General features: G+C 52.5%; 23 protein-coding genes. 14 read left to right on the forward strand and 9 right to left on the reverse strand.

Annotated features, from left to right (window positions below; genetic code table 11):
• Window positions 1-117: 117 nt before the first annotated feature.
• The 7 genes from ELQ88_RS31755 to ELQ88_RS31785 all read left to right on the forward strand — a co-directional run bounded on the left by ELQ88_RS31755 (window position 118) and on the right by ELQ88_RS31785 (window position 9,476).
• On the forward strand, window positions 118-1,533 hold the full coding sequence (locus ELQ88_RS31755; protein ID WP_224792021.1) for a site-specific integrase: 1,416 nt from the start codon (window positions 118-120) through the stop codon (window positions 1,531-1,533).
• On the forward strand, window positions 1,526-4,759 hold the full coding sequence (locus tag ELQ88_RS31760; protein ID WP_138969261.1) for a hypothetical protein: 3,234 nt from the start codon (window positions 1,526-1,528) through the stop codon (window positions 4,757-4,759). The genes ELQ88_RS31755 and ELQ88_RS31760 overlap by 8 nt, the downstream gene beginning before the upstream one ends.
• Window positions 4,756-5,424, forward strand: coding sequence for a hypothetical protein (locus ELQ88_RS31765; RefSeq protein WP_138969262.1), 669 nt, complete (start codon window positions 4,756-4,758; stop codon window positions 5,422-5,424). The genes ELQ88_RS31760 and ELQ88_RS31765 overlap by 4 nt, the downstream gene beginning before the upstream one ends.
• Window positions 5,411-5,884 (forward strand): hypothetical protein, encoded by a 474-nt coding sequence (locus ELQ88_RS31770; RefSeq protein WP_138969263.1) that lies wholly within the window; start codon window positions 5,411-5,413, stop codon window positions 5,882-5,884. Before ELQ88_RS31765 ends, ELQ88_RS31770 begins: the two co-directional genes overlap by 14 nt.
• Complete coding sequence (locus tag ELQ88_RS31775; protein WP_138969264.1) at window positions 5,881-8,046, forward strand: AAA family ATPase; 2,166 nt, start codon at window positions 5,881-5,883, stop codon at window positions 8,044-8,046. The genes ELQ88_RS31770 and ELQ88_RS31775 overlap by 4 nt, the downstream gene beginning before the upstream one ends.
• A gap of 111 nt (window positions 8,047-8,157) precedes the next feature.
• Complete coding sequence (locus ELQ88_RS34400) at window positions 8,158-8,715, forward strand: hypothetical protein (protein ID WP_178084724.1); 558 nt, start codon at window positions 8,158-8,160, stop codon at window positions 8,713-8,715.
• A 20-nt stretch (window positions 8,716-8,735) separates the two neighbouring features.
• Window positions 8,736-9,476, forward strand: coding sequence for a histidine phosphatase family protein (locus tag ELQ88_RS31785; protein WP_138969265.1), 741 nt, complete (start codon window positions 8,736-8,738; stop codon window positions 9,474-9,476).
• 67 nt (window positions 9,477-9,543) lie between these two features.
• Here ELQ88_RS31785 and ELQ88_RS31790 read toward each other — a convergent pair whose 3' ends face one another.
• The 3 genes from ELQ88_RS31790 to ELQ88_RS31800 all read right to left on the reverse strand — a co-directional run bounded on the left by ELQ88_RS31790 (window position 9,544) and on the right by ELQ88_RS31800 (window position 11,497).
• Entirely contained in the window at window positions 9,544-9,756 is a 213-nt protein-coding gene (locus tag ELQ88_RS31790; protein WP_138969603.1) for a hypothetical protein, read from the reverse strand.
• A gap of 423 nt (window positions 9,757-10,179) precedes the next feature.
• Complete coding sequence (locus ELQ88_RS31795; RefSeq protein WP_138969266.1) at window positions 10,180-10,524, reverse strand: hypothetical protein; 345 nt, start codon at window positions 10,522-10,524, stop codon at window positions 10,180-10,182.
• A 499-nt stretch (window positions 10,525-11,023) separates the two neighbouring features.
• On the reverse strand, window positions 11,024-11,497 hold the full coding sequence (locus ELQ88_RS31800; protein ID WP_138969267.1) for a hypothetical protein: 474 nt from the start codon (window positions 11,495-11,497) through the stop codon (window positions 11,024-11,026).
• A gap of 565 nt (window positions 11,498-12,062) precedes the next feature.
• Here ELQ88_RS31800 and ELQ88_RS31805 point away from each other — a divergent pair.
• Complete coding sequence (locus ELQ88_RS31805) at window positions 12,063-16,967, forward strand: type ISP restriction/modification enzyme (RefSeq protein ID WP_138969268.1); 4,905 nt, start codon at window positions 12,063-12,065, stop codon at window positions 16,965-16,967.
• A 491-nt stretch (window positions 16,968-17,458) separates the two neighbouring features.
• Here the strand turns inward: ELQ88_RS31805 and ELQ88_RS31810 are convergent, their stop codons facing one another.
• Window positions 17,459-17,866, reverse strand: coding sequence for a hypothetical protein (locus tag ELQ88_RS31810; RefSeq protein ID WP_138969269.1), 408 nt, complete (start codon window positions 17,864-17,866; stop codon window positions 17,459-17,461).
• 1 nt (window position 17,867) lies between these two features.
• The gene (locus ELQ88_RS31815) at window positions 17,868-19,085 is read right to left on the reverse strand and encodes a DUF3800 domain-containing protein (protein WP_224794285.1); all 1,218 of its coding nucleotides are present in this window, start codon (window positions 19,083-19,085) and stop codon (window positions 17,868-17,870) included.
• Between the two features lie 224 nt (window positions 19,086-19,309).
• Here ELQ88_RS31815 and ELQ88_RS31820 point away from each other — a divergent pair, with 224 nt between their 5' ends.
• From ELQ88_RS31820 to ELQ88_RS31830, 3 genes are all read left to right on the forward strand, one after another.
• Window positions 19,310-19,519, forward strand: a complete 210-nt coding sequence (locus ELQ88_RS31820) for a hypothetical protein (protein ID WP_138969270.1) — start codon at window positions 19,310-19,312, stop codon at window positions 19,517-19,519.
• Window positions 19,516-20,001, forward strand: a complete 486-nt coding sequence (locus ELQ88_RS31825; protein ID WP_138969271.1) for a hypothetical protein — start codon at window positions 19,516-19,518, stop codon at window positions 19,999-20,001. The genes ELQ88_RS31820 and ELQ88_RS31825 overlap by 4 nt, the downstream gene beginning before the upstream one ends.
• Before the next feature lie 119 nt (window positions 20,002-20,120).
• Entirely contained in the window at window positions 20,121-20,558 is a 438-nt protein-coding gene (locus ELQ88_RS31830; RefSeq protein WP_224794288.1) for an SH3 domain-containing protein, read from the forward strand.
• A 40-nt stretch (window positions 20,559-20,598) separates the two neighbouring features.
• On the opposite strand, the gene ELQ88_RS31835 is transcribed toward ELQ88_RS31830, so the two are convergent.
• The gene (locus tag ELQ88_RS31835; protein ID WP_138969272.1) at window positions 20,599-21,171 is read right to left on the reverse strand and encodes an antitoxin Xre/MbcA/ParS toxin-binding domain-containing protein; all 573 of its coding nucleotides are present in this window, start codon (window positions 21,169-21,171) and stop codon (window positions 20,599-20,601) included.
• Between the two features lie 1,137 nt (window positions 21,172-22,308).
• On the opposite strand from ELQ88_RS31835, the gene ELQ88_RS31850 reads away from it, so the two are divergent.
• Window positions 22,309-22,491: a DUF2934 domain-containing protein gene (locus tag ELQ88_RS31850; RefSeq protein WP_128873628.1), complete on the forward strand. Its 183-nt coding sequence runs from the start codon at window positions 22,309-22,311 to the stop codon at window positions 22,489-22,491.
• 849 nt (window positions 22,492-23,340) lie between these two features.
• Window positions 23,341-23,631, forward strand: coding sequence for a hypothetical protein (locus ELQ88_RS31855; protein WP_128873627.1), 291 nt, complete (start codon window positions 23,341-23,343; stop codon window positions 23,629-23,631).
• A 152-nt stretch (window positions 23,632-23,783) separates the two neighbouring features.
• Here the strand turns inward: ELQ88_RS31855 and ELQ88_RS34240 are convergent, their stop codons facing one another.
• Together ELQ88_RS34240 and ELQ88_RS31860 are read right to left on the reverse strand one after the other, a co-directional pair.
• The gene (locus tag ELQ88_RS34240) at window positions 23,784-23,957 is read right to left on the reverse strand and encodes a hypothetical protein (protein WP_161599997.1); all 174 of its coding nucleotides are present in this window, start codon (window positions 23,955-23,957) and stop codon (window positions 23,784-23,786) included.
• Window positions 23,932-24,228 (reverse strand): hypothetical protein, encoded by a 297-nt coding sequence (locus tag ELQ88_RS31860; protein ID WP_138969274.1) that lies wholly within the window; start codon window positions 24,226-24,228, stop codon window positions 23,932-23,934. Before ELQ88_RS31860 ends, ELQ88_RS34240 begins: the two co-directional genes overlap by 26 nt.
• Before the next feature lie 209 nt (window positions 24,229-24,437).
• Between ELQ88_RS31860 and ELQ88_RS31865 the strand changes: the two genes are divergently transcribed.
• A complete protein-coding gene (locus ELQ88_RS31865; RefSeq protein ID WP_138969605.1) occupies window positions 24,438-24,863 on the forward strand; it encodes a hypothetical protein in 426 nt (141 codons plus the stop codon).
• Between the two features lie 90 nt (window positions 24,864-24,953).
• On the opposite strand, the gene ELQ88_RS31870 is transcribed toward ELQ88_RS31865, so the two are convergent.
• Window positions 24,954-25,226 carry a hypothetical protein gene (locus tag ELQ88_RS31870; RefSeq protein WP_138969275.1) on the reverse strand — a complete coding sequence of 91 codons (273 nt, stop codon included), beginning with the start codon at window positions 25,224-25,226 and terminating at the stop codon, window positions 24,954-24,956.
• Between the last annotated feature and the right edge of the window lie 239 nt (window positions 25,227-25,465).

Raw genomic sequence — 25,465 nt, forward strand, 5'->3', positions numbered from 1 at the left:
TCTGACCTCCCAGTCGGAGTTTTTTGCGTGCTAAAAAATCGTCAAATCAAGACTTTTGCTTGACATGCCAAGTGCAACACCCAAAGCTATATGGGTGTTGTATTTGGAAATGCGTTCGTGAAAAATTTCATCTTGGTCGAGGCACCGCTCACAAGCGAAGCTAAACACCTATTGCTTCACCTTGACCCGGATATGCCCGACGAGCTGCGGGAATTCAAGCCTTTTACCCACTACACCATCTGGCTGGCACGTAGGGGTTATGCCCCCAACACGGCGAAGCTTTATGCCGAGCACGTGGGGCGGTTTGTGGATTACGTGTATGAAGCATCAAAAACCCAGTTCGCGGCGGATGTCGACGTCACAATTGAGACCGTCATCAACAGCTACCAGGCGTATCTGCTGTTCGGTAAGGGCGCTGCGAACCCGATAGCATTGAAATTGGCTGACAGCCTAGGCAAGGAGAAGCTCACAGGCCAAAACTCCCTAGCGCAGACCATCGAATCGTCGATTAAATGGTTTCTTGATGTATCGGAAACTAAGAACAGAATAGCGCCAGACCAGTTATTCAGCGCGTTCTACACAAAGCGAGCTGAGTACCGCAGCCAGTATGAGATTTCGGCGCACAAGGCCAATTCTTGGTTGGCCGCAGTCATTCGTGACTCGATTAAGTCGGTGATGCCTAAGCGCAAGGGAGACAAACTATTTCCCCAGGCAGCACGCAGGGACAGGAAGAACGACCAAAAACCGTTCAAGACGGTAGCATTTCCCATCGAACGATCCGTGGATCTCATCAGGCAGGCAAAGCCAGCTAAGTCCAAAACTTTCTATAGAGACATGACCCTCTATTCCCTACTCGCGGCGACAGGTGCTCGTTCGAGCGAGGCTTTGCAGGTGAGGATGCCCGATATCGACGATGATGAGTTCGCAGTTTTCCTCCGCGACCCTTTTGCACGCAAAACGCCTGGAATTACAGAGGATGAATACCAGTTCCTCGCCTGGAAGGGACGGGTGACCGAAATGACGTTCATGATCGAACCCTTTGCCGGGATGTTCTGGGAAAACCTTGAGAAGTATTTGACCCGTGAGTACAACTCGAGCGTCGACCATGACTTCCTCTTTCAAAACCTCGATGGCAGGCCATTCTTCGCTAGCGACCGAAGCAGTCGAGACAAAACCTTCAAGAGCTACGCCCAAAAAGCAGGGGTAGAGGACGTTACAGGCATTAGCGCTCACTCGCTGCGACATATGTACGGAACCTACACTCTTAATTACTTGCCAGTTCCCGGACAGAGCATTCCAGGACTGCCTCTAGCTTATGTAAAAATCCTGATGGGTCACGCTAGTGCTTCTTCTACCATGAAGTACGCCAAGCACGACACTGACATAATTGAAGCCTATATCCAACACGCCAATCAGTACGTATCACAACGTGGTGAAGCATCTTTCAGGACGATTCGAGCAGACTTCCACTTCCGCCAGCTAGAGTTACTCGAGGAAGAAGCCAAGCGTATTGAAGGAGAAAAGAATGATTAATCTCACCAAAGATGTTCTCATTATCAAGTCAGGAGAGGACTTGGAGAGGTCGATCAAAGAGGCTATTGCCAATGCTAAAGCATGTGTTTCCAAGGCGCTTTTTGAGTCCAAATACATCGCTCCTAGCAAAATCTCAAGCGGCTCCGTGAATGAGTATTACCAGGCCTCCGTCCTACGTTTCTTTAATGACCATCTGGATCCGGCTAACGCTCCGGTATACGATGAAGATTGGGTGCACAACATCCATACTTGCACAAAGAAAACTCCAGAAGCAAGCATTGCCAAGCAGGTTGTGCCGAAGACTGCACATGGCTGGATTAACAAGTCCTCTCTGGAGAGGCTTGCTAAAGATTCAATATTGATTTTGCATTTTCTCTGGCAGGAAAAAGCCGTACTTCTTCCGTTAGATACCAAGAAGCCCACTGGCAGCAACGAAACTAAGAAGAAGCATTTCGAGTTTGCTGCAGCTGACTACACTGAAGTTCTCGCCTTGGTCAGCAAGCCTTTCGTGCCTCATGTCACATACGAGAACATTCTTGATATAACTACTGTTATGAAACCGAGTGCCATCAAGAATTTCGAGTGGTATGCGTGGCGGATGATTCGCGCCACCGACTGGCACCAAATTGAAGACATCAGGCCGGTTGACATCTCTGATCTTATTGAACATCTAATTAAAACACGCCGTGGCGAAATCGACTGGTTCATGTATCCAATTGCCCCTGCGGCTTTTCTGAGCTACGTCCAGAAGCTATACCCTGAAAGGTGCCAGCAAGCCACTACACCCCCCAAAAATGATAAGACAGCCAGTAAAAAGGCATTAATCTCTGGTGAATTCAACATCCCTGCTGAACACCAAAAAAGCGTCGATCTCTGGTTGAAATATCAAGGCAAGTTTATTCAACTGCTAAAAACCAAAGGGATGAAGACGTTTAGGCGCTATGAAAGCAGCTTCACGGTGTTCAACACGTTCCTATTTAGTGAATATCCTGGAAGAACTGGTCTGCTTCCACCAGGGCCTCGAGATCTCAATCGTACACACATCGAAGGAGACGGCCAGGTTGGTTTTCTCAGTTATCTTCGCAAGGGGCGGTCGGGCACAGCCGTTCAAAAGTCCCTGTATCACCTGGAAGCTTTGTTTGACTACCTGATAGTCAACTCTAGCGCCGATGAGGAATTATCTGGCTTCGTTAATCCGATTTCCCACATCGATTATCCAATTGTAAGCAGAAGCTCTGGCACCAACAAGCCAGCTTTCGAATCTGAGCACTTTCCCATTCTGCTGCAATACTGTTACGCAATTGAATCTTTCTCAACGCACCTTGCCGACAGGGTTTATGAAGAGCAGATCAATCTATATGACAAAAAATTCAGGGCAGATATACCCACAAAGAACTGGAACGAAGCCCAGAAAGTTATTCAAACTGAAAAGCTCGGATATGTACCGGTTGTTTTCTATCGCAACCCAGAATTTGACGTCAGCCAACCAAAGTCAGACATTAACCGCCCGATGAAATATGAAGCTCTACACCTTCTCCCTAGGTTCGTAGTGCCTATTATCGAACACAGTGTCGAAAGGAATGGACAATGGGTTTTCTATCCCCAACTGAACTACATTCGACACAACATCGTCGCGCTGGAAACCGGCGTTCGAAGCATTCACATTCGGTGGCTGGAAAAACTCACCTATGATATGCACATTGATCGATCTAGACCGCTACCGCCTCTTTGTAAGTTGCGAATCAATACAGACAAGGCAAATGGCGCTTGGGATTCTACTGTTTCGAGAAATGTAATTTATGTTTTAGACCGCCAAAAAGCCATGATTAAATGGTTCAACGATCCGTCAATGGATGTCCCGGTTTGGTACGACTACCATGAAGAAAGCCCATTTGGTATAATCACCTCCCTGTTCCCTAAGGGCGAAACTCCTGGTGTACTGACAGGAGAAGCCTATGGCAAATACTTCAAGAGGCTCGTCTATTCTTTTGATTTGTTCTGCCGATTCCAGCTGGGAATTAATACTACTAACGCTATGCCAGAAGCTGTGGGTGACCTAGAGTCAATTGATGCGCCTCTCGATTACTTGGCGGCACTGAAACTCGAAGCACAGGCCTGTAAGCTCATCGAGCATACTCCGCACTCTTGTCGAGTTTCAGTGGTGTCCGAGTACATCAGGGTATTGCCGCCACATATCATAGGCGCGTTCATCACGGGGCAAGCCACTGAAGAACACGTCATGTATTACGCGAAAGTCGACCCTGCATACCTGAAATCGGTGGCTCAGTTTCAGAAGATGAGTGTCGAGCAGGGCTGGCTCATTGATCGTCCAGCAATGTCCAATATTAAAGCCGAAGATGTTTCCTCAAAGCTCCAGCAGGCTTTCCGTCGAGATAAGGAAAAGTCTCTGATTGATTTCGGCGCCATCTCCTTTGACCGCGAGATGAAGGACGATGTCGTGTCTGGCGTCAGGGCCGCAAAACAGCGCCCAATTGATTCGCTGGCTTTCATGCCCACTCACATCTGTCCGTTCGGCAATCACTGTCCAGCGGACGTGGTGAAAGACTTGGGTGCCATCCCTGGACTGAGTACGCCATGCGGTGGTTGCTACTACTCAGTCAAAACTGTCGACCATCTGCCTAGGATTCACGGCCATATCCGAGCTTTAACTGATGAATGCAGCGAGCTAGAGGCGTACATCGCGGAGGCCAAAAGGAATGGTGCATCGCTAGAAAGCCTTGTACAGAAAGCCAACCGTCGCAAATTCCTGGCTACGGAGATCATCTCTTGGAGCGTCACAGCACACTGTCTCGAACAAATGTATAGCGAGATTAAAACGCGTGAAAGCTTCTTGGTAGAGAAGCCTGAAATCGTGTCAGAACATCTCGAACGTCTGGAGCTGAAAGAGCACTCGCTCTCCAATCTCATCGCCCGTACTGCGGAAGCCAAGTCACATGCAGAGTATTTCACTCCACAGTTGAACCAGCAGCTCAAGGTTGCTAGGAACAAGCTCCTAGCGTTCACCGGAGACTTCAACCGCATGCTGGAAGAAGCCCCGACTGGTTTCACCTTAATCGATGAATTCAGGGGGCTGATTCGATCTACCTGTGAAGTCCTCGGCATTTCGCTGCATGACCTGAGCGATGCAATGACCAAGCCCATGGCTCTGAATCGCCCTGACTCGATTCTTAAGCTAATTTCGAGCCCTGGGAGTGTCCCGGCATGAGCAAGGGTGCAAAACCTGGCCAAAATCGCTTTGCAGGCTCCCAAAAGAGGAATCGCGAGTTCAGGATCAGCCGGATAAAGGATGAAGTTGTCCCGAGACTGAAGACGTTCGTGGGGAAGACATCTTTTGACGGCATTACCCCTTTTTCCAGATTTTGTGCGGAGCTCTATAACGCCGACCTGCCCGTGAACGAGAAGAAAATTGGCTATCGCACACTCGTTCAAAGCACCGATTATTGGGCACTGATCGGCCCACTGTTCCACAGATACTGGGACTCCGGCAGCAACATGGAATCCACGAAGAACAAGCTAGTGGAGAAGCTATCAGCGCGTCGGGCAGATGGGCTCCAAGCAGAGACAGAAAGGCTGAAGAAAGAGATAGAGGCTCTCAGATCAGCGCTTCGTACTCATGGGGTCACCCTGGCCCCCATTCCGGACTCAAAGCATAGCGATCAGGCCTTCATGGCGAAGTTTGATAAGACCTGCCGCGCCCTTATGCTGGTGCTCAAAGCGAGCGACGGCATGTTCGATGTTGACTTGAAGGCCGGGAAAATCACCTGCACGTTTGATGATCTCGAACCTGCTGAGGGCCTTGTACCAAAAGAGATTGCTGAACCCTTCGTCCTTTGGATGAAAGCCAAGGAAAGCAAAAATGGCGACCAGTGATCTAAAGCGCTCTCCGTACGACCGCTACAGGGACTATGTGCTGCAGTTGGAACAGGCTGGGAAAAAATTTCCTGTGAATCAGTTTGGCGCCGTCAACTTCAGCAAAATCGCTGATGAATGTGGCAATCGCAGGCAGTGGTTTTCTGAAAGCGCCAAGAAGGTCTTTTGCCCCCAGGGCCACACCTTGGAGCAAGTAATCGCGAAGGACATTCGCCGCATAGGCAGCGAGGTTGTTGCGACCAAAGACCCTGATTCTCTGGCGGTTGATGTGGCAGATTCGAAAAGTCGCGAAGCGAATCGGCTGCGAGTAATGCTTGAGCAAAAGTCGAAGGAAAACGAACTGCTCCGCGAGCAAGTTGAGCGACTCTCTGCCGAGCTACGGTTGCTTCGGACATCTGCGCAAGAAATCAGTAGCCAGCAGGACTTGATGATCGACTCCGGGCGGTCATTCATCCTATGAGCAATCTGTCGAACATAATCCAGGTGAGCTCGGTGAAGCCAGGCAGTTTTGGCGGGGCAGTTTTCTCCGGACGCATCATTGGCCAAAACAAAATCTACACATGCAGAGCCAGCTATAAAGTCATCACTCGCATACCTCAACCCGGTGAATGCTGGCAGTTCAAAGGCTCGATCACAGGGCATGATCAGTACAGGGATTTCGTTCTGATCGAAAGCTGCCACATCGTAAACCTGCCCATAGCGGCATATGTGGAACGATTGCTGATAAAGCATCCTGCATTTCGCGGGCTGTCATTCGGCAAAGCGAAAGTCTCGAAACTGGTCAGGGCATTTGGCGCAGAAAACCTTGCTCAGGCATTGACTGCAGGCAGAGTCAGTCACCTGGCGGAATTGATTAATCCTGATCTCGCCCAAAAAGTCGTGGATGCCTGGAGGACACTGCAGGATGAGATTTCAACAATTGAATTTCTCATGGAGCACGACTTCGACCCTGGGCTCGCCAAAAGCATTCTCAAGGTTTGCCAGACGGACACGGTTGAGCGCCTGAAGCTTAATCCGTACAGCCTCATTGCGTTTCAAGGCATCCACCCGAACATGTGGAAAATCGTAGACGCCGCAGCAGCCAAGCTAGGCATACCTCGTGATGACCCACGCAGGCTGGCCGGCCTTGTGGAGAACTTGCTCTATGTGCGCTTGGATCAGGGTCATACCGCATACGAAATAGAAGAGCTAAAAGTCGCCCTGATGCAGAAGCTTCCATCCGCCAGACTGGTAGACCAAGCTATCGACTGCGCCCTACAAAGGCGTGCTGTATGCGTTAAGAAGCATCAAGGGACGACGCTTATCCAGCCACTGGGAGCGGCCCTTGTCGAAAGTAACCTTGAGCAGCGTGTCGCTAGTCTACTGTCCGCTCAGGCCTCGTTGCTCCACGGTTCTGCGCAAGAACTGAAGGAAGCGATTGAAGATTACTGCGCACACGGTGAGAGCGTGCCTGGACACTCACTCACCCCAGACCAGAAAAGCGCAGTGCTGATGGCGCTTACTAATCGCATCAGCACGCTGACTGGATTTGGCGGTACGGGCAAGACAACCGTGCTGAAAGCCATCGTTGATATAGCCTCTCAGCAGCGCCCTGTGCATGTCTTAGCACTGAGCGGAAAAGCCAAGGAACGCGCCAAGGAGTCTGTTGGCCGAGACACCTACACGATCCACAGCTTCTTGATCAAAATCAGCACTGCAAGCTCCGGGTTCAGCACTGGAGGCGACCCTCTGGTAATCATCGATGAATCCAGCATGGTAGACATCGCCTTGATGCTGAAACTGCTGAATGCCTTCGCGAAGAAAGAACTGTCCCTCTTGCTAGTAGGCGATACCGGTCAGCTATCACCGGTTGGTTATGGAATCTTCTTCCATGCACTGGCCAAATCGAAGGCGATACCGTCGACCCACCTGATCAAGGTTCACAGGTCAATCGGCAACAGCCACCTTCAGAACATCGCCATGAAGATTAGATCTGGTCATCTGGATACCCTGCCATTCTGGAATGGCGAGCGCGATGGGGTTTATCTAATCCCCTGCACAAACACGCAGGACATGCTGACACACCTCGCGAAGATCAAGCAGATCATCCCTGACGCTCAGATCCTGACGCCACACATGTCTGATCGCATGCCGGATTCTGGACACAAGATAAACAACTATCTGCAAAGCGCCCTCCAGCATACAGACGAGACGCTGGGCATTTGGATGGGCAAATATTGGCTGCGAGTTAACGACCCCGTCATCGTCACCCAGAATAGCTACGAGCATAATCTGTTCAACGGCAACACCGGGATCATGACTGGCGTCACGTCAATCGATGGCCAGACTTCAGGTGTATTCTTCTTCAATGGGTTCGAAGTCACCCTGTCCAGGATGGACTTGTTCGGGCTGGGAATGAAGCTTGCCTACGCCATTTCCATTCATAAGGCGCAAGGCAGCGAGTACGAGACGTCGATCCTTTGCACTCTGAGTCAAAGCGAATTTGTGGAACGAAGCATGCTGTACACAGCCGTCTCCCGATCTAAGCGGCTGGCTTTGATACTAAGCACGCAGAACATCATGCAGCAGGGGGTAGCTCGCCCAAACCGAAGCGACACCCTCTGTGTTGGCTTCTCGGTTTGAACACCAAACAGGTCGTTAGCCCTACAATATTGCGGGCAGGGCTTTCGCTTCAGGCGCCTTACCCTCCTTGTATGATCGCAGGATCCGCGCCCAATGCCTCAAGGTAGGAGAATGTCATTGAAGTTGCTCACAACGCTTTGGAGCGTCATCAGCCCCGACCGTCGCCCCGAGTGGGAGAAAGCGCGTGAACGCGAGTTCATCCTGGCGGCAAACTCCTTGAAGACCCTCAAGGTGACACCGGAGGGTGGGATGTCCATCGATCCCGAAGAGCTCCGCGATCAGATAGTCGCCTCACGTGAGCAATTGAAGCATCTTGTCCACAAACCAAGAGCGCCTAGCCAGCCATTCAAGGCCGTGGCAGACCTCCAGGTGGAACAGGAAGCGGAATCCTGCGTTGCCGCTTCAGTGGATGCCTTGGACTGTATTGAGGTAGTGGCCTGGCGTCGTATGGCTTCTGGATCGTCTGTGCGCTACGTATGCTTACAGTCACTCAAGACTGGTAAGTGCGCTGTTGCCTCTGCCAGCCTGTTTACGGGTGACGCACACAACCTACCGCCTTGGGTCGACGCTAATACAGACAGGCAGGTTGCAGACGCGTTACGCAGGTCAAAGCTGCAGTGGTTCGGAACCGTGGGTGAAGCCATGGACAGCTGGGACAGCAACCTGTGACAAGCCCTGGAGATGGCGTGATGAGAGTGCGATTGATCAGGCATGCGGAAAGTGAGGCGAACGCCGGCTTGGCCACTACGAGTCCCCACACAATACCGCTCACTGAGTACGGTAATCTTCAAGCGTGGACACTTGCTGACAGCATCACCTCGCCTCCCGACCTCGTCGTCTCATCACCATTTGAACGTGCCTTCCACACAGCACAGCCTACCGCGTTGCGCTTCCCGGATGCCTCGGTGGAAATTTGGGCAGTGGAGGAGTTTACGTACCTGAGCCCAGGTAGGTTCCTCGGCACCACTCAGTCAGAGCGAAAGCCGATTGCCGAGGCTTATTGGCTTACAGCAGATAAGAAGGGTGTAGACGGCCCAGGAGCTGAGTCGTTTGCGCAGTTGCTTGATCGTGCGCAGAGCATGCTTGATCGACTTGCCTGCCTCGATGTTGAGCAGGCGTTTGTTTTTAGCCACGGGCAATTTATTCGCGCCGTAGCTTGGCTCATCAGGCATGGTGAAGCAGCAGGTGACCCTGAACGAATGCGTGAATTTCGCAGGCTTGATACGCAAGAGCCGCTGGCGAATTGTGCTGGTTATGACATGGCTCTGAGGGATGGGCGTTGGTTCATTGACTACCAGCTAAGCCCGGATGGGAAAGTGAGGTTCATCGACCAGTTCTGCACTGATCAGTCTGTAGGGCCTCTACCACTTACTCCTTTTACACGGGAGATTCGGGATGGTATGAAGCACCTGAAGAAACTGATCACTTAGTGTCATGGCGGGGACGGCTGTCGTAAACCTAGCCCTCGCGGGTTCGCGCGAGAATTAATGTCACTCTTCAGTGATGGGTTGGGCCCCTCGAGCCCCAGGACGGTGGATTTTCAACGATATCAATCGATGTGCTGAGCTCGTATTGCATGTGCTTAAAGACTGTATCGAGGCTCGGATAGGCTTTCGATTCTCTGAGCTTGTTGATCAGATCTAGTAGTTCCCGACCCTGGGCTACAGGCATCTGAATGTCGCAATACACGGTGTCGTCGTTCTCTTCCATACCAGACTCAAGCTTGCGAAGTTCATCGTGGGTCATTTCAGCGCCCTCCGGGTTGGTTTGAAGCTAGGCAGCGGTGATGGCGTGCCGCCGTCGGCGGAGGGCTGTCGTGAACCGAGCCGTGGCAAGCCACGTCTCGGCCCTACGGGCTACCATCCCGCACGCCTGCGCGCTCCGCTTGCACGATTTCCGGGATCACCTCTAATCAGGGGACAAAAGCGAGCAGAAGCAGTGGAGCACATGGGTCAGTTTTCGGTCAGCGGCAACAATAAGCGGGACTGATGCATTTGATTACTGCTTTAGAGTAGAGTGCCTACTCTAGTCGGCCTGCGGATCAAGTTACGCTGGATAGCTGATAGCTTCGCTACACGCTGCTTCAAACTGGCCTAAAACTTACGCAAACAACCATCACCGCAGCAGACAGGGTTAATAATTAACCACAATTTCGTACGTTTCGCCGTAGAGCGTGAAAGATGTAGCAGAAGATTTTTTGACTTCGTTCCACTGTGTTGTCATTCGACCGTATAGCCCCATATCCTTGTAATTTTTATAGCCGCAGTCTTCCCAATGGATGTCTATAATTGCGTAGTTGGGCCTGCTATTTATTAGCTGTACCGTTATTTCCTCTCTATCAATTTTTAGTGAGCCATTAATCTTAGCGCTTACTACTCCATTGAAAGTGGCGGTATCAGTGTCATCTGTCAAATCTCGTATTGCTGATAGAACAACGGATGTGCTGTTGGAAGAGGTGAGTAGGTCGAGCTTTGGCATGTGAGTTATCCCTGAACTGAACACGGTGAGCTGGCTATCACAGGGGCATCCCAGTACCGCTGGATACTCGTGATAGGTGCTCAGAATAAGGGCTGCGTCTAGCGATGGCAAACGGCTTTCTTGTGGCAATCTGCGAAAGCTAGGCACAAGCTCGTAGAGAACACAAGACATTGGGAGCAGGCTCAGCGACTGAGAGCAATCATCCAGGCAACCTGCAATGCCGGTTCTACTACCTCAGAACACAGCCCGCAACAAACTGCACTATGGGTGGCCTGGGCATCAGCCCAAGCGAACCAGCTTGATCCTCTTCACTCAGATACCTCATCAGTCACTTCGCTCACCGTCGCCATCGAGAGCTGGTTCAACGGATATGGAATGATGCGCGCGGAAAAGACTGGTGGTCAGAATTAAAGAACGCGTAGGAATGAGCCAGATAGTTGTGGATTAGGATTCGCAGGAGGCTTTAACTGGAAAGCATCTAGGTAAGCTTGCAATAGGACTACCAATCGGGCTCTGGCTCAGTACCCAAATGAATCGACATAACTAGCGCACGCCGGTAATGCAGAGGGGTGGCGTTTAGCTCCAGGGACAGAAGTCGGTCGGCCACACCGGCCAAGGTATCCACCCGCTCGCGAGGCACTGCTATATACGCAACCAACCGTGTCCCGCTAACCGTCATAGACCCAATTCCTTTGGGAGGATTGATGTCCTGCGTCAATCGCGGGTCTGCGTAGAGCTGGCACTCGACATCCGGGTATTTGAATTTCTCCGGGTAGAGCATTTCGCCTTTCAGCGTGAGGATCATATGTTCATTATAATGACCTTCGTTAGCCCTCGAAAAATTGGGCAGGGCTAAACTGAACGACCATGTAAAATCCCACCCGGACAGCTTGACTTGATAGAGGACACGTTGCGTTACGAGCCGGGGCCGGCCTCGTCGAGTTTTAGACTTGTGCTGGGTTTTATGGGTCATAGCGACCTCCCCAAACAAACGGCAGTCGGCCTAGTGAAAAGGATTAGCTGACTCTTGGCTGACATCAAAGCATAGTCGTAGTGAACGTTGGACTACAGCCCCTCAAGATAATACACACCTGGTGGTTTCAACCACGACATGGGCTGGTGTTTGACGGGTTGATCCGTCGCTTTGCCGAAGGCTCGAATGACACCGCCAGAGCCGACGGGCACATTGAATGTCGCATTTGCGCGGAATTAGTGATGGACAGAGGCGCTGCTTAGCCCAAGCTACGGCACACGCCGTGCTCTGAGCCCTTTTGACGATTTGATAAGGAAGTGATGAACAGGGTTGGGGTTCATCGACGGAAATTGCATCCTTCCTTGGCGGCTGTAGGAGGGCACGGTGTAGGTGGGCAAAGTTAATGGCCTTTTGGCTTAAGTTAATAGCTCGCTGCCCTATAGACAAACCCTGGTTGCCCGAATGGTATGCCGGGGTTTTCTTTTGGCTGCTGCCAGCATTGCCAATTGATAGACTGCCGTGATTTGGCATCTGTGCCGTACCAGCTGTACTCAAAGGAATTCACATGTCCGCGCTCACTGCCCTGCTCAACACTTATCGCACCGCCTCAGTCAGCGAACGCGAGAAGGGCACCTACTTTGAAGAGCTAATTTGCACCTACCTGCGCAATGAGGCGACTTACCGCGACCTGTACACGCAGGTGTGGACGTATTCCGACTGGGCGAAGGAGCACGGGCTAGATGGTCGTGATACTGGCATCGACCTCGTAGCCAAAACCCATGGCACGGGCGAAATCCATGCCATCCAATGCAAGTTTTACGCAGACAATTACCGTGTTCAAAGAAATGACGTCAACAGCTTCTTAGCTGCTTCGGGCCAAAAACCTTTTGAGCATCGAGTCATCGTAACCACTACCAACAACTGGAACGAACACGCCGCCGATGCCTTGCAAAACCAGCAACCGCCAATTAGCAAAATTGATCGGCAAGATCTGGAAAACAGCCAGATTGACTGGGCTCGTTATCAGCCGAATCAGACAGTAGCCTTCAAAGCCAAGAAGGAACTGCGCGATCACCAGAAACGTGCTCTGTTATCCGTCGCCAACGGTCTGCAAAACGCCGAACGAGGCAAGCTAATCATGGCCTGCGGTACGGGTAAAACCTTCACCAGCTTGAAGATTGCAGAACAGTTGGCTGGCGCGGGCAAGCGAGTGCTTTTTTTGGTGCCTAGCCTTTCGCTGCTGTCTCAAACCCTTACTGAGTGGACGCAAGAGAGCGAAACTCCGTTGCACAGCTTTGCTGTTTGCTCCGACAGCGACGTAGGTAAGAAGCGTAAGAAAGACGATGATGCTGTGCAAACCTTTACCCACGAGCTGCGTTATCCGGCTACCACCGAGCCAGGCAAGCTGGCAGCAGAAATGCTCAAGCGTCACGACGACCAACACATGAGCGTCGTATTCAGCACCTACCATTCTATTGGTGTGATCAATGATGCCCAGCACATGTATGGTCTTGGCGACTTTGATTTGATCATCTGCGACGAAGCCCACCGCACCACTGGGGCGACCTTTGGTGATGATGACGAAAGCGCCTTCGTTAAAGTCCACAGTGCCGATTTTATCCGCAGCTCTAAGCGCCTCTACATGACTGCTACGCCGCGAATTTATGGCGAGGTGGCCAAGGCAAGCGCGGAAAAAGATAATGTCGCCCTGTGCTCCATGGATGACATAGCCCTGTACGGCAAAGAGCTGTTCGTGATCACCTTCAGCGAGGCTGTAAAGGCTGAGCTATTGGTCGATTACAAAGTGCTCGTGCTGGCCATGGATGAAAAGCACATCAGCAGCCGTCTGCAAAAACTGCTGGCCGATGATGACAATCAAATTAAGCTGGAAGACGCCGCCAAAATCATCGGCTGCTGGAAGGCCCTGAGCAAACAAGACACCCGCGAAGACCTCATAGACGACGGCGACCCCATGCGACGTGCCGTGGCTTTCTGCCAGGTGATCGAATACCAGAAGTTCGCCAGAACCCACAAGGTTAGCTCCAAGAACATAGCCAGCATGTTCGATCAGGTAGTCGAAGCGTACAAAGCCGGTAATCCAGATAACACCGACACTGCCGCCACGCTGATCTGCGAAGCCTCCCATGTGGATGGCGGCATGACCGCCAGCCAGAAAGAGGCTGAGCTCGACTGGCTCAAGTCCGAGGTACCCGACAATACCTGCCGCATCCTCAGTAACGTGCGCTGCCTGTCTGAGGGCGTGGACGTGCCCGCCCTGGACGCCGTGCTGTTCCTCACCCCGCGCAACTCCCAGGTAGACGTTGTGCAATCGGTTGGCCGCGTCATGCGCAAGGCCGAAGGCAAGAAGCGCGGATATGTGATTTTACCGGTTGTCATCCCTGCTGGTATGGCACCCGAGGAAGCGCTAAACGACAACAAGACCTACAAGGTCGTCTGGCAAGTGTTGCAGGCCCTGCGCTCACACGATGACCGCTTCGACGCCATGGTCAACAAGCTCGACTTAATCGGCAGCGACCCGGCCAAGATGGAAATCATCGCCGTCACCGAGAAACTCAATAAAAAATCCGACCGCAGCAACACAGGTAAAGATAATGGCAAGGACACCTATGGCATCGGCACAGGCGGTGGTAAACATGACCACGGCCCCGCACCTGAACAGTTCGGCCTAGAGTTTGAAATTGGCGAAATCGAGCGCGCCATCTATGCCAAAGTGGTGCAAAAGTGCGGCAACCGCAGCCATTGGGAAGACTGGGCCAAGGACATCGCCAAAATTGCCCGCACCCATATCACTCGCATCACCAGCATAATTGAAGACGAAGCCAACACCCGCGAGCGCGAAGCCTTCTTTAGCTTTGCCGGCGAGCTGCGTGATGACCTAAACGACAGCATCGGCGACAGCGAGGTGATCGAAATGCTGGCCCAGCACCTAATCACCAAGCCGGTGTTTGACGCACTGTTTGAGGGTTACAGCTTCGCCAATAACAACCCCATGTCCTGCGCCATGCAAAACGTTCTAAACGTCCTGGAAGAGCATCACCTGGACAAAGAAGCCGACACCCTCCAACGCTTTTACGACAGCGTGAAAATGCGCGCCGACGGTATCGACAACGCCGAAGGCAAACAGAAAATCATCGTCGAGCTGTACGAAAAATTCTTCCGTAAGGCCTTCCCACGCATGACCGAGCGCCTGGGAATCGTGTACACCCCTGTTCAAGTGGTGGATTTCATCATCCACAGCGTAAACGACATTCTGCAAAGCGAGTTCGGCCAGACCTTGGGCAGCGATGGTGTGCATATCATCGACCCATTCACCGGTACCGGCACCTTCATCACCCGCTTACTGCAAAGCGGCCTGATCAGCAAGGAGCAGCTACAGAACAAATACCATGGACAAATCCACGCCAACGAAATTGTATTGCTGGCCTATTACATTGCCGCCATCAATATTGAGGCTGTGTACCACAGCATTGTCGGGGGCGAGTACCAGCCATTTGAAGGCATTTGCTTAACCGACACCTTCCAGCTCTATGAAAAAGACGATCTTGTCAGTGAGCTGCTGGTGGACAATAGCGCCCGCCGTACCCGCCAGAAAGCGCTGGATATTCGAGTGATCATTGGTAACCCGCCATATTCAGTTGGGCAGGCCAGCGAGAACGACAACAATTCTAATGTTGCCTATCCACTGCTCGACAGCCGTATTCGAGACACCTATGCAGCCCAGTCTAAAGCTACGCTCTCCAAGGGGCTATATGACAGTTACATCCGTGCCATTCGTTGGGCCTCTGACCGCATTGGTGACAGTGGTGTTATCGGCTTTGTAACCAACGCCGGTTTTACCGACTCAAACTCGGCAGACGGCTTGCGCAAGTGTTTGGCGGATGAGTTTTCCAGTATTTATGTGTTCCATTTACGCGGTAATCAACGGACATCTGGCGAGCTTTCCCGAAGAGAGGGAGGCAAGATATTCGGCAGCGGCAGCCGCGCCCCGATTGCCATTACGCTGCTGGTCAAGAACCCAGCCGCCAGGCAACACGGACAAATTCACTGGCACGATGTTGGCGACTACCTAAGCCAGACCGAGAAACTAGAAAAGATCAGCGCTTTTGCCAGTATTGCCGGTATTACCGCCGCACACGCTTGGCAGCCCGTCGTCCCCGACGAGCATGGCGATTGGGTGAACCAGCGCGACAACAGCTTTGGTGAATTTATTGTGCTGGGCGATAAGAAAGGAGATGCAAAGAAGGTTTTTGAAAACTTCTCGCAAGGGGTGCTCACAGCACGGGACGCTTGGTGCTTCAACGCTAGCAAGTCTTGTACAGCGTCCAACATGAACGGGATGATTGAGTTTTATAATGCAGAGGTAACGCGCTTTAACGTCGCGTATGCAGGCCTAGACAGGAAAGGCCGCGAATCTAAGGTGGAAGGTTTTATCAATACCGATCCAACGCAAATCAGTTGGTCGCACAACATCAAGCAGGAACTGGCTAAAGACCGTCGTTTAAACTTTGAGGCTTCCTGTTTGGTTCCTAGCCTCTACCGGCCCTTCACCAAGCAGTGGCTCTATTACAACCGCACTCTCAACGAAAGGGTCTATCAAATGCCGCGTATCTTCCCCGGAGATGGGGCGGATAATCGGATAATTATGGTTAAAGCAAGATGGTCAAATGGCCAGATTGCCCTCATTACTGATCGCGCTCCTGGGTTCACGCCTGATGGCGGAGAACAATGCTTCCCGCTTTACCTTTACGACAGTCCTGAAGATCAAGCCAAGGCCAGTAAGGCAGTTCCGAGCCTGTTTGACACCCCGGCACAGCCAAGTAACAGCCGCCGCGACGCCATCACCGATGAAGGTCTGGCGCACTTTAGCGCCGCTTATCCAAGCGAGGTCATCTGCAAGGAAGACCTGTTCTATTACGTCTACGGCCTGCTCCATTCGCCGGAGTACCGCGACAAGTATGCCGACAACCTCAGCAAAGAGTTGCCGCATATACCGGCCGTAAAAGCCGCTACTGACTTCTGGGCCTACTCCAAGGCAGGCCGTGCCCTGGCTGATATGCACTTGGGTTATGAAACCGTGCCCATGTACCCCGCCAACCTGCAAAGTAGCGCCAGTACCGACAGTGACTATCGCGTAACCAAGATGAAGTACGGCAAAAAGGGCAAAGACAAAGACCTCAGCATCTTGCACTACAACGCCAAGATCACCGTTACCGGCATCCCGCTGCAAGCGTACGACTACATCGTCAACGGCAAGCCCGCGCTGGATTGGGTCGTAGAACGCCAATGCGTTAGCATCCACAAAGACAGTGGCATCACCAACGACGCCAACGACTGGGCCACCGAAACCATGGGCAACCCACGCTACCCGCTGGAACTGTTCCTACGCGTGGTCACGGTTAGCCTAGAAACCATGAAGATCGTGGACTCCCTCCCTCCCCTCGATATTTGATTTGTATTTGTCACCGGCTATTGGACATGGCCGGTGACATTCTTCAGGTTGAAACCCCATCACTTCCCAGCCGTAATGTTGTAGAGCAAAACTGAATCGCGCTGTTCGACCAGGACATGCTCAATCGCAGCATGACGCATTTCGTAGTTATGCCTCTGAAATCTCCTGCTGCGAAGCGGGAAGCGATGAGTTTCCAACCCTCAGCAGCGAAAACCGATGGGCTATGGCAGGTGCTACGGAACTGTGATTAGGCCGCCAGCGCCGACCCGTTGATATGGTAGGCCCAGCACCACAGCCTGGAGTTGTCTGCTATCGAGTTCGACCTCCGAACCGGTTCTGATCGTTTCGAAACGAATCAGTGGGTGACAAGGTTTTGAAACTCCAGTATCCGTAACTTCCTAAATCTGGTGATGCGTTTGCGCCACAGGAATCTGGTTATCGCAGTGCACGGCGTCATCGTCGTCTCGTTCCGCGTCTCTTCTCCGTACGCATCAATCTAGATTGGGCTTATTGCTTGCAGCACTGTGCGCTTCCAAGTGCCGCATCTCTGCTTCCCATTCTGCCAAGAATTGCTTCCAGTCCGTGGCATATAGCCCATCTATCAACAGGGTCGATCCGATGCTCGCCTGAATGAAACGTTCTCTCCAGGGCTGGGGGATATTCAGCTCGAGGACTATATCGATGCCGGAGTGATGACGCTCCACCGGTACGGAATCACGAGCCTCAACGAGCTCGAGTGGCCAATCGGTAGGGGGCATACCGTTTCGCTCCTGATCGTCGAGGCCGTCAAGGATGTTTAAGGTATTGGATGCCTTCGGATCAACTGGAGGAAGACTGGCAAGCACCCAGAGTGCCTTTCGCCTAGTGGGCTCTAGCTGCCAAAGTTCATCGTGAGTCATTTCAGCGCCCTTCGTCGAGAACTTCGAGTGAGGCCAACAACTTCTCAAGCTCTGGTAAGTTCGCCGCCTTCAAAATGTCGTACTCTCCCCGGCTGCTCAGCATGTAGACATCACGAGCCTTCTTGATTCGTTCCAGCTGCGGCACAATTTTCCCAGACGTCATTCCCAGAAAATCATTAATGTCAGCCCGTGTTTGGGGAATCTTGTACCCCTTGGACGCACTGGTGATGATCACATCGGAATCGCGAAGCTTTGCAATCCCGCTTGACTTGATTTTCTGGTCGCTGAGATCGCCGAATCCACGATCAGCCAAATGACTTTTGATGTCACCCATAGTCACATAATCCTTACTGACAAACCCACTTTGAAACCGAAGGTAGTCAAGGATACAGAGCTGCAAGCGCTCATCTTCGTCAGGATGCTTGCCAACCTTATCGATGAACCGAACCGTCTGCCTAAGTGCCTCCTGATGCACTCGATAATCTGCGTACTGAGTATCGTCGACAGGAGCAGCAAGCAGCGATTGATATTTCGGAGGCCACTCAAGGAGACCTAGAGTCAGATCACGCAATATCCTTTTATATGTTTTAACAACCTCCTCACTAGCCTTTCCCTCATAGATCTGGGCGACTGAACCGGCGAAAAAGTCTGCTACCTGTATGAGGACATCGTCTTTGCTGCTTTTGGTCTGAAAGGATTGATCATCGCCGAAAAGATCATCGACGTAACGGGCCTGAACATAGGCTTTTAGACTCTCTTGAAACTCTGCACCACCATGTTCATCGACTGTCATCTGCAGGTTCTGGCAGTTACTGAAGAGTCGCTCATAGAGCAGGCCGTTGACGTTCTTGATAAAGGACTTTTTGAACTGTAGCCCTCCATCCCTGTACACCCGCGACTTGTCGACGACCGTAAAGTAGAGCTTCAAAGGAAGCTCTGCCAGGTCACTCAGAATGCGAACACGTCGCTCTGTGTCCTTGACCTTAACTTTGCTGGATTTGATCTCGCCCGTCTGGAAGTGCCGCATCCGCAGCGCCTCAGCAAGCTCATAAGCTCTTTCCAGACCGCTTTCAGAAACAATCACTGAGCACACGACAAAAAATCCAGAGCTACCTTGCTTTGAGGTTTCTAGATCATGATTTCCGGATTCGTCGACAAACGCATAAGTCCTTTCCAACCCAGATGCTCCTTCATGCCTTGGGAGGCTTTTCTTAGCCATTGATCCACTTTAACCCACCTCGACCCGAGCATGGCGCGAATTAAGGCCAGATGCCACCAGGCATAATTCGCGTAGCAGTGTCATTTGCCCTCCTTTCTCTGCGAGTGTTTAGATCGTCTAGGTGCTGTCGGGAAAACCAAGATCAGCACCGGTTCCTTTGGGTGAGCAGGGACTACTTTTTTCATGCTGCGCTATGCTGAATTTTCTCTATGGAGTCTACGTAAATGCCCGCTGAATACTCGTTGTCGGACGTGCTGGAAAGGATGGATCAAAACCAGCTCGACCTGGAGGCAGCCCTGATGGAACTGACCCTCCAGGTAGAGGCGCAAGGCCTAGCGGATGTGGGAGACAACGTTCGTGGCACCCTTGAAACCATCGGCGAGTACGCTGGCCACATCAAGCAGGGTCTAGCCTGGCTCAAAAAGCTCCCATGACCCAACCGCTCTTTGATTTTGATCTCAAACGCGTTTCGCTTGAGCATTACATCACTGGAAAAGCCGCCATCAATTTTCCCCATCCTGGTAGCACGACTGGTGGATGGCATTTTCTATCGTACTTCGACCGAGAGTCGGGCGTGGCGAAGGTGTCGTTAGCAGGCATCCATTACCCTGATACCATCGATTTTTTTGGCGACGCGGGCATCCTTGACGTGACCGACCAACTAGCGGAGCGCGGATGGCTTGTGGAAGGCACCAGGCTCTTCATGGCGGATCATTACAGAGCCGCTTCCGACATGGTCATCAAGTGGACACTAAGCGAGGCCCGGCGCTGCAATGTTGAGATCGATGAGTGGTTTCCTTCTGAAGCCGAAAGACAGCAGTTGCTTGCGATGTTGTATTTGGGAAAATCCAAGCTTTACGAGCTAGGTAGGCTGCAAAAAATGGAAGCTTGGCTAAGCTCGCATCAGGTCAATTAAGGTGGGCTGGTCAGGAAGACAACCTGCGTACTGTTTGTTGAATGAGAGCAACGGATATGCGCAAGAAATCTCAGTCATGGTTTGTCCCGCTCTTGATTCTTTTCGCTGTCCTATGGGCGATGGGTAAGAAAGATACGCCTCCAGATAAGGCTCAACCGACCACCCAGAACGCGCCGAATTCGCTAGTTTCAACTCTTCCTGCTCCTTCCCCGGCTCTGGCCTCGCCAATCGATCAGTATGTGAGCGCGGACAAGCTCAATATCAGGGATCAACCAGGCGGAAAGGTCATCTCTAAGTTGCAGCGAGGGGACAAGGTTCAGGTCTTCGAGAAGCGGAATGAATGGGTGCGCATAAGCATCGACGGTCAACCTGCAAAATGGCTTTCGTCCAAAAACCTTTGCAGCGGATCAAACTGCTACGTCGCTTCACAACCGACATCATCGCCTCCGCCATTACAACCAGCCCGCAGGCAGATTCCGGAGTACGGATCCTCCTGCCCTTGTTCTTCTGGAGCAGTTTGCATAGGGCCAAGAAGCGGTAGGTATTGCATTACTTAGGTGGAAACAAGCGCTACGGCGTTTGAACGATTATCGAATCTCACACGAGAACTCCCCTTTCCAGTCGACCGATAAGATCGGAGACAGCCTTCGTTTCCACCCTCGTCCCCATCATATCCAGAGGACGCTTCGAACCAAGCCCGCAAACCGGCGAGCTCATCCATTTTGTCGCAGCAGCGACATCGTCTTCGAATAGGGAAAGGGCCTGCTCAAAGACAGCTACCAATGCAACCAGGCGGTCGCTTTCTAGGGTGTTGAACCGTCCTACTTTCGTCCTACGCGCCAACATTGCGGGTGACATGCAAATAGCCTTGGAGATAACCCCCCGCTGCACCTGTAGAAGGCTCGCTATCCGGTCGAGGAATTCAAAAGGCAGTCCTTCGCGAATTAGGTCATGAAGCCTGGTACCGCGTGATGGCAGCCCGAGGGTCATCCAAATGCTCTGTGAGATCTGGGGCCCCGGTTGGTATTCCTTGATCGATGACAAAACTTCTCCTCCATCTGAAAAACCTATGGCTAAGCCGGGTGCGCCGGCCCGAAGCAGCGACCTTAAGAAAAATTCTTCATCACGCCATCTACTGCTAAGCCGTCCTTCCTGCGAAGAGAAGCACATTGCACTGTCATAAATTGTCTCAGCTGAATCAAGTCTTGATCTTGAAAATCGTCTAGTCTTGCCGGTATTTCTAGGACACCAATCTCATGCACGGAAGCAACCATGCACTCAAGATTCAGAGTAATTGAAACCACCACACTGGACGATGGGAGCAAGCGATACAGGGTCGTTGATCTTGTCGAGGGAGGCTCGGCTAGCAAGCATGGCGTGTTCGTAGTCAGGGCTGATGCGGAGGTTGTTTGCTCGCTATTGAATGCCGAGCATCCACGGGAGAGGAGCGTACGTTACGGCACCGCTTGACCCCGCTGATCTACTGGGGGCCAGAATGCCTAACGTCGAGTAACCGCCTGGCATTGTTCAACGTCTAGAGGATCGGAATGAATCCTCAATCTGACAGGGCGCTTTGTAACCGCCCCAGGTTCACCCGCTGGTACTCGTTGTCTCGGGTAACTCCGCATCACTAGGTTTTGACTTGAGATTGACGCGAGACTTAACCGAACGCAGCAGAACCACTCACGACATCAATAGGGCTTGATGAAGCTCAATAGTAGGAATCGTGACTTCAATACGCCTGCTTTCTAGCCAACCTCTTGTTTGGCTGACATCGAAAATCTGGCCCTGATCCATCAAGGCCAAGAGGAGCTCATCAGAGATACGTTAGCGTCCACAATCCGGACAATCCCTCTCTTCCCATGGGCCATGACACTGGATGCGCTCTGCGGCACCGACACAAATAAGACAATTCATCGCGACCACCAATTTATAGTTGTACCCGATCCGTCGTGGGCCGCTTGCGACGGGCGCTCACAGGCATTAGCGCGCGTGCTGATGAGCCTGGTGCTTGGTCGACTGAGAAGACCGAAAGAAAGTTCGGAGCGATGACGTTTTCGGTGCAAATAGGTCGTATCTACCGATCCTGCTAAGCACTGGCGGAAAACGGCAGCACTCCGAGCTCTTCGCCCTTGATCTTCTGAGTGCCGGCATTGGCCCGCAGGCGGTCGTAAAGGCTATCCGATCAAAAGCGATGGCGGAGCTTGTTATGACGACTACCCTTAGCCTGCTAGACGGATCGGGACACGGGAGCAGTTTTCCCGTTACGCCCGAAATCATTCAGTGAAAAATGGGAGGAATTCGAAGATGGATGAGCAAAAAATTCGAGAAGCTGCATATCGACTTTGGGAAAAAGATGGGAAGCCGCAAGGACAAGACCTTGAGCACTGGTTTACTGCTGAAAAAGCAGCCGGCGAAGAGGATTTTGATAGTCCAACCGCTGGCTCAACGCAAGGTAGCGAAGTTGACCCATCCCAAGCTGGCTCTTAGATGAAGATCAATGACTGGCAGATACCCATCGATAGCGCGCACCGCCGAATGCGCGCTATCCCCGTGACAGAACACTTACCTCTATAGCCCTTGGCGCTTTTAACCGTCCAGGTGGCTCCAAGTAGCATCGCGTGATCTTGCGTATTTGACAGCCTGGTGCTAAAGCCTGGGATAGCGGACAGCTTGGCAACGCCGAGGTGAAATAAGGCAGTCGGAATGAGCTTCTCAGAAGCATTTAAAGAAGACTAAGGGAATGACTCGTCAAGGTACAGCGCGTGGTGAAGATCTGATGCCGAGTCGGGCTTAAGCCCGGAGGAGCGGTAACCGACCCAGTGGAACAGGGAGGTCTGACCTCCTTTAAGCGTGCATCGGGAATATGATAAATCGCCGTTATTCGCAGTTCCGGGCGGTCAGTCGTCGTCGAGGGCAAAGAGCCGCTGGCTCATATTTTGGGGTCGCCCTTGGGCTTTACTACTCTTAGCTTCAAGAGGCGCAGCTCGGGTTCGTAGTGGCGGCTATCGCCGGATACTACGGCTGCCAACACTGACGCTGAAACAGAAGCGGCCCGAATCGGCCGCGCCGTTGATCGGATGCAGGATTACCTTAAAGGCGTGGTGCGGGATAACATCGAGGCCGTTTTGATCGCCTGGGCGATCCTCGATTAGCAAGAGGTCGCGTCGTGAGTACATCTGTAACCGAAATTGGCTGGCTGATTATCGGCCTGGTGGTCTGCATTCTCGGCCACCATCTTCTGTACTGACCATAACTCATGCGTGGTGCTCTGCACGCGATGGAGAGAACGAGGGGCCACAATGACTTGGCAACCCGGCACACTTAATGGCGCAGTTCATGAACGAGCAAGACGTATATAGCTTCAACGAAGCGTTGATGAGACGCCTCAAGGCCCAATTCAAGCGCGGCACCAAGCTCATGCTTAGGGTTGACGGGGAGACGTGCGCCGTGGATGTCGACTGGGTAGTGGACACCTTCCTGTCTTTATCGAAAGAGGCTCAATTCGTTGCTGCGGAAGTAGCTCAAGCTTGTACGACAAAGCTCCCAGGCGGATGTAGCGACCTCAATTACCTCTGTGAAATGTCCCTGCTACTCAAAAAGGCTGAGGGTGATGGCATGCTCCCCTAGTAAATAAAAAGACCACCTGCGAAAGCGGCCTTTTCGTCCATTTGCACGCCTTCATTCTGCGCAGGGGCGGGTTTTGGGTGCAGGTCGCGGGGACGGTTTTACGTCCTTCCCCGGCAGCTCCGACTTCGTCCGAGGGAAATACGTTTCCTGGCTCAAATTGGTTTTTTCGTTACGCCATCGCGTTTGTCGATCATTTCAGTCGCCTCATCATCAGTGCCGGAATGGCACAGTTCATCATCTTCTTCGGTCACCATCATTAGCGCATGGCCGAACAGCTCAGCACGCAGCAGCCGGGCAAGTTCACCGAGCTTCGGTTTGTCGGCCATCGTCCACAGGCCTGCGAACCCCCTTGAGCACCACCCGGCGTCGCTTCTTGATGCGCTCGTCGCCGAACTGCCCGATGTCGTTCTGCAAATCACGTAGCAGCCTTTCGACATTCGCACCTGTGGCCGGCAAATGCTGCCTGAACCTGTCGAACACGGCTTCAGACATTTCCGAGATATCCGACGCGGTGATGTTGCCCTTTTCGTCTGGAGCGCGAGCGGCACCGCTGAGGGTCGATAGGCTGGTGGGTGACTCACGACGCAGTGGGCGCATACTGACAGCCTTGAAGCCCATAGCTTGGGCATGCTGGTAGATGTGTGTTGCTGGGTCAACTCCCCGGTGACTGGCATTGCCGGGTGAACTGGATCAGTGCAGCAGTCTGCACGATCTGTACCCAATGAATCGTGCTGAGTAATTAGCGGTCAATATATTTAAAGCGGATGGGCGGCCCTCGCCTACTCCATCTCGCCACTCTGGAGGCGATCGTGACCCCTTTACAGCTTGCTCAGTTGAAACTCAAAGGCCGCGCACCGCCTCCAGTGAGCAACAGCCCGCATGAAGACGCTCGAGCCGAATGGCTTTACAACGCAACCGAAGAACTCCTTCGCGGTTGCAGCGTGTCGTTCCAGCGCCGCATGCGCGCTCCGCAAGGCGTGACCGCTGAAGAGTTCGCCCTGGTAGTAGATGAATACGTAAACAACCGCCTTGCCGACAGCGAGGTACACACCCCGGCGCTCGGCTGGTTGTTGATCACAACGGCGATCGGGAATGGTGACAAGACCGCGATGGCGGAGTTGCTCGGCAATAGTGATCACCCGTTGGGCAAGCTTGGCGAAATCGCCGAGGCGCTGCTTCAGCCGCTGGTCGATGACGCACTGATCGCCCAGGCAGAGGACGCCGCGCTGTGAGCCCTCAAATCCTGGTCGATGAGGCGCTGGAAAAACATCCACGCCCGCGCCAAAATCTTCCATTGTTTCGTTATTCGCAGTCCAGGGCGTTCAGCCGGGGTAGCAATAGCCGTGGGCATGCGGCTGGTCGACATCCGAATACGCGGGGCAATGCTCAATCTCTGGGTGCACGCCATCCGGTTGGCCATCCCCGGAAACATCCAGACCGCCGTAGCCATCGCGCCCGGTGAGCGGCACGGTCATATAGAAGTCATACCGGTGCTTGTAGCGCACCATTCTTAGCAGGAAACCCATCAAGGCAAAGACTGTTTGCGCACTATTGAACGCCGAGCATCCACGAGAGCTGAGAGTGTATCCCCTCACGGCTTAAACCCGCTGTCTGCTGGTGGTCAGAACCCCTGACGTCCAAGTGACCATCTGGGATTGGTGAATGTCTAGAGAATCGGCATTGATTCCCGCTCTGACAGGACGCCTTCTAACCGGCCCAAGTTTACCCGCTGACAATCATTCTCGGCTTCTTCTCGCGTCTGATAGGTAGTCTTCAGCCGCAGCTTTTCCTCATTGTCATAGAGGTTAAAGCCTATAGGTGCGGTCTGGCAGTA

The organism is Pseudomonas sp. MPC6 (assembly GCF_006094435.1).
Classification (GTDB): domain Bacteria; phylum Pseudomonadota; class Gammaproteobacteria; order Pseudomonadales; family Pseudomonadaceae; genus Aquipseudomonas.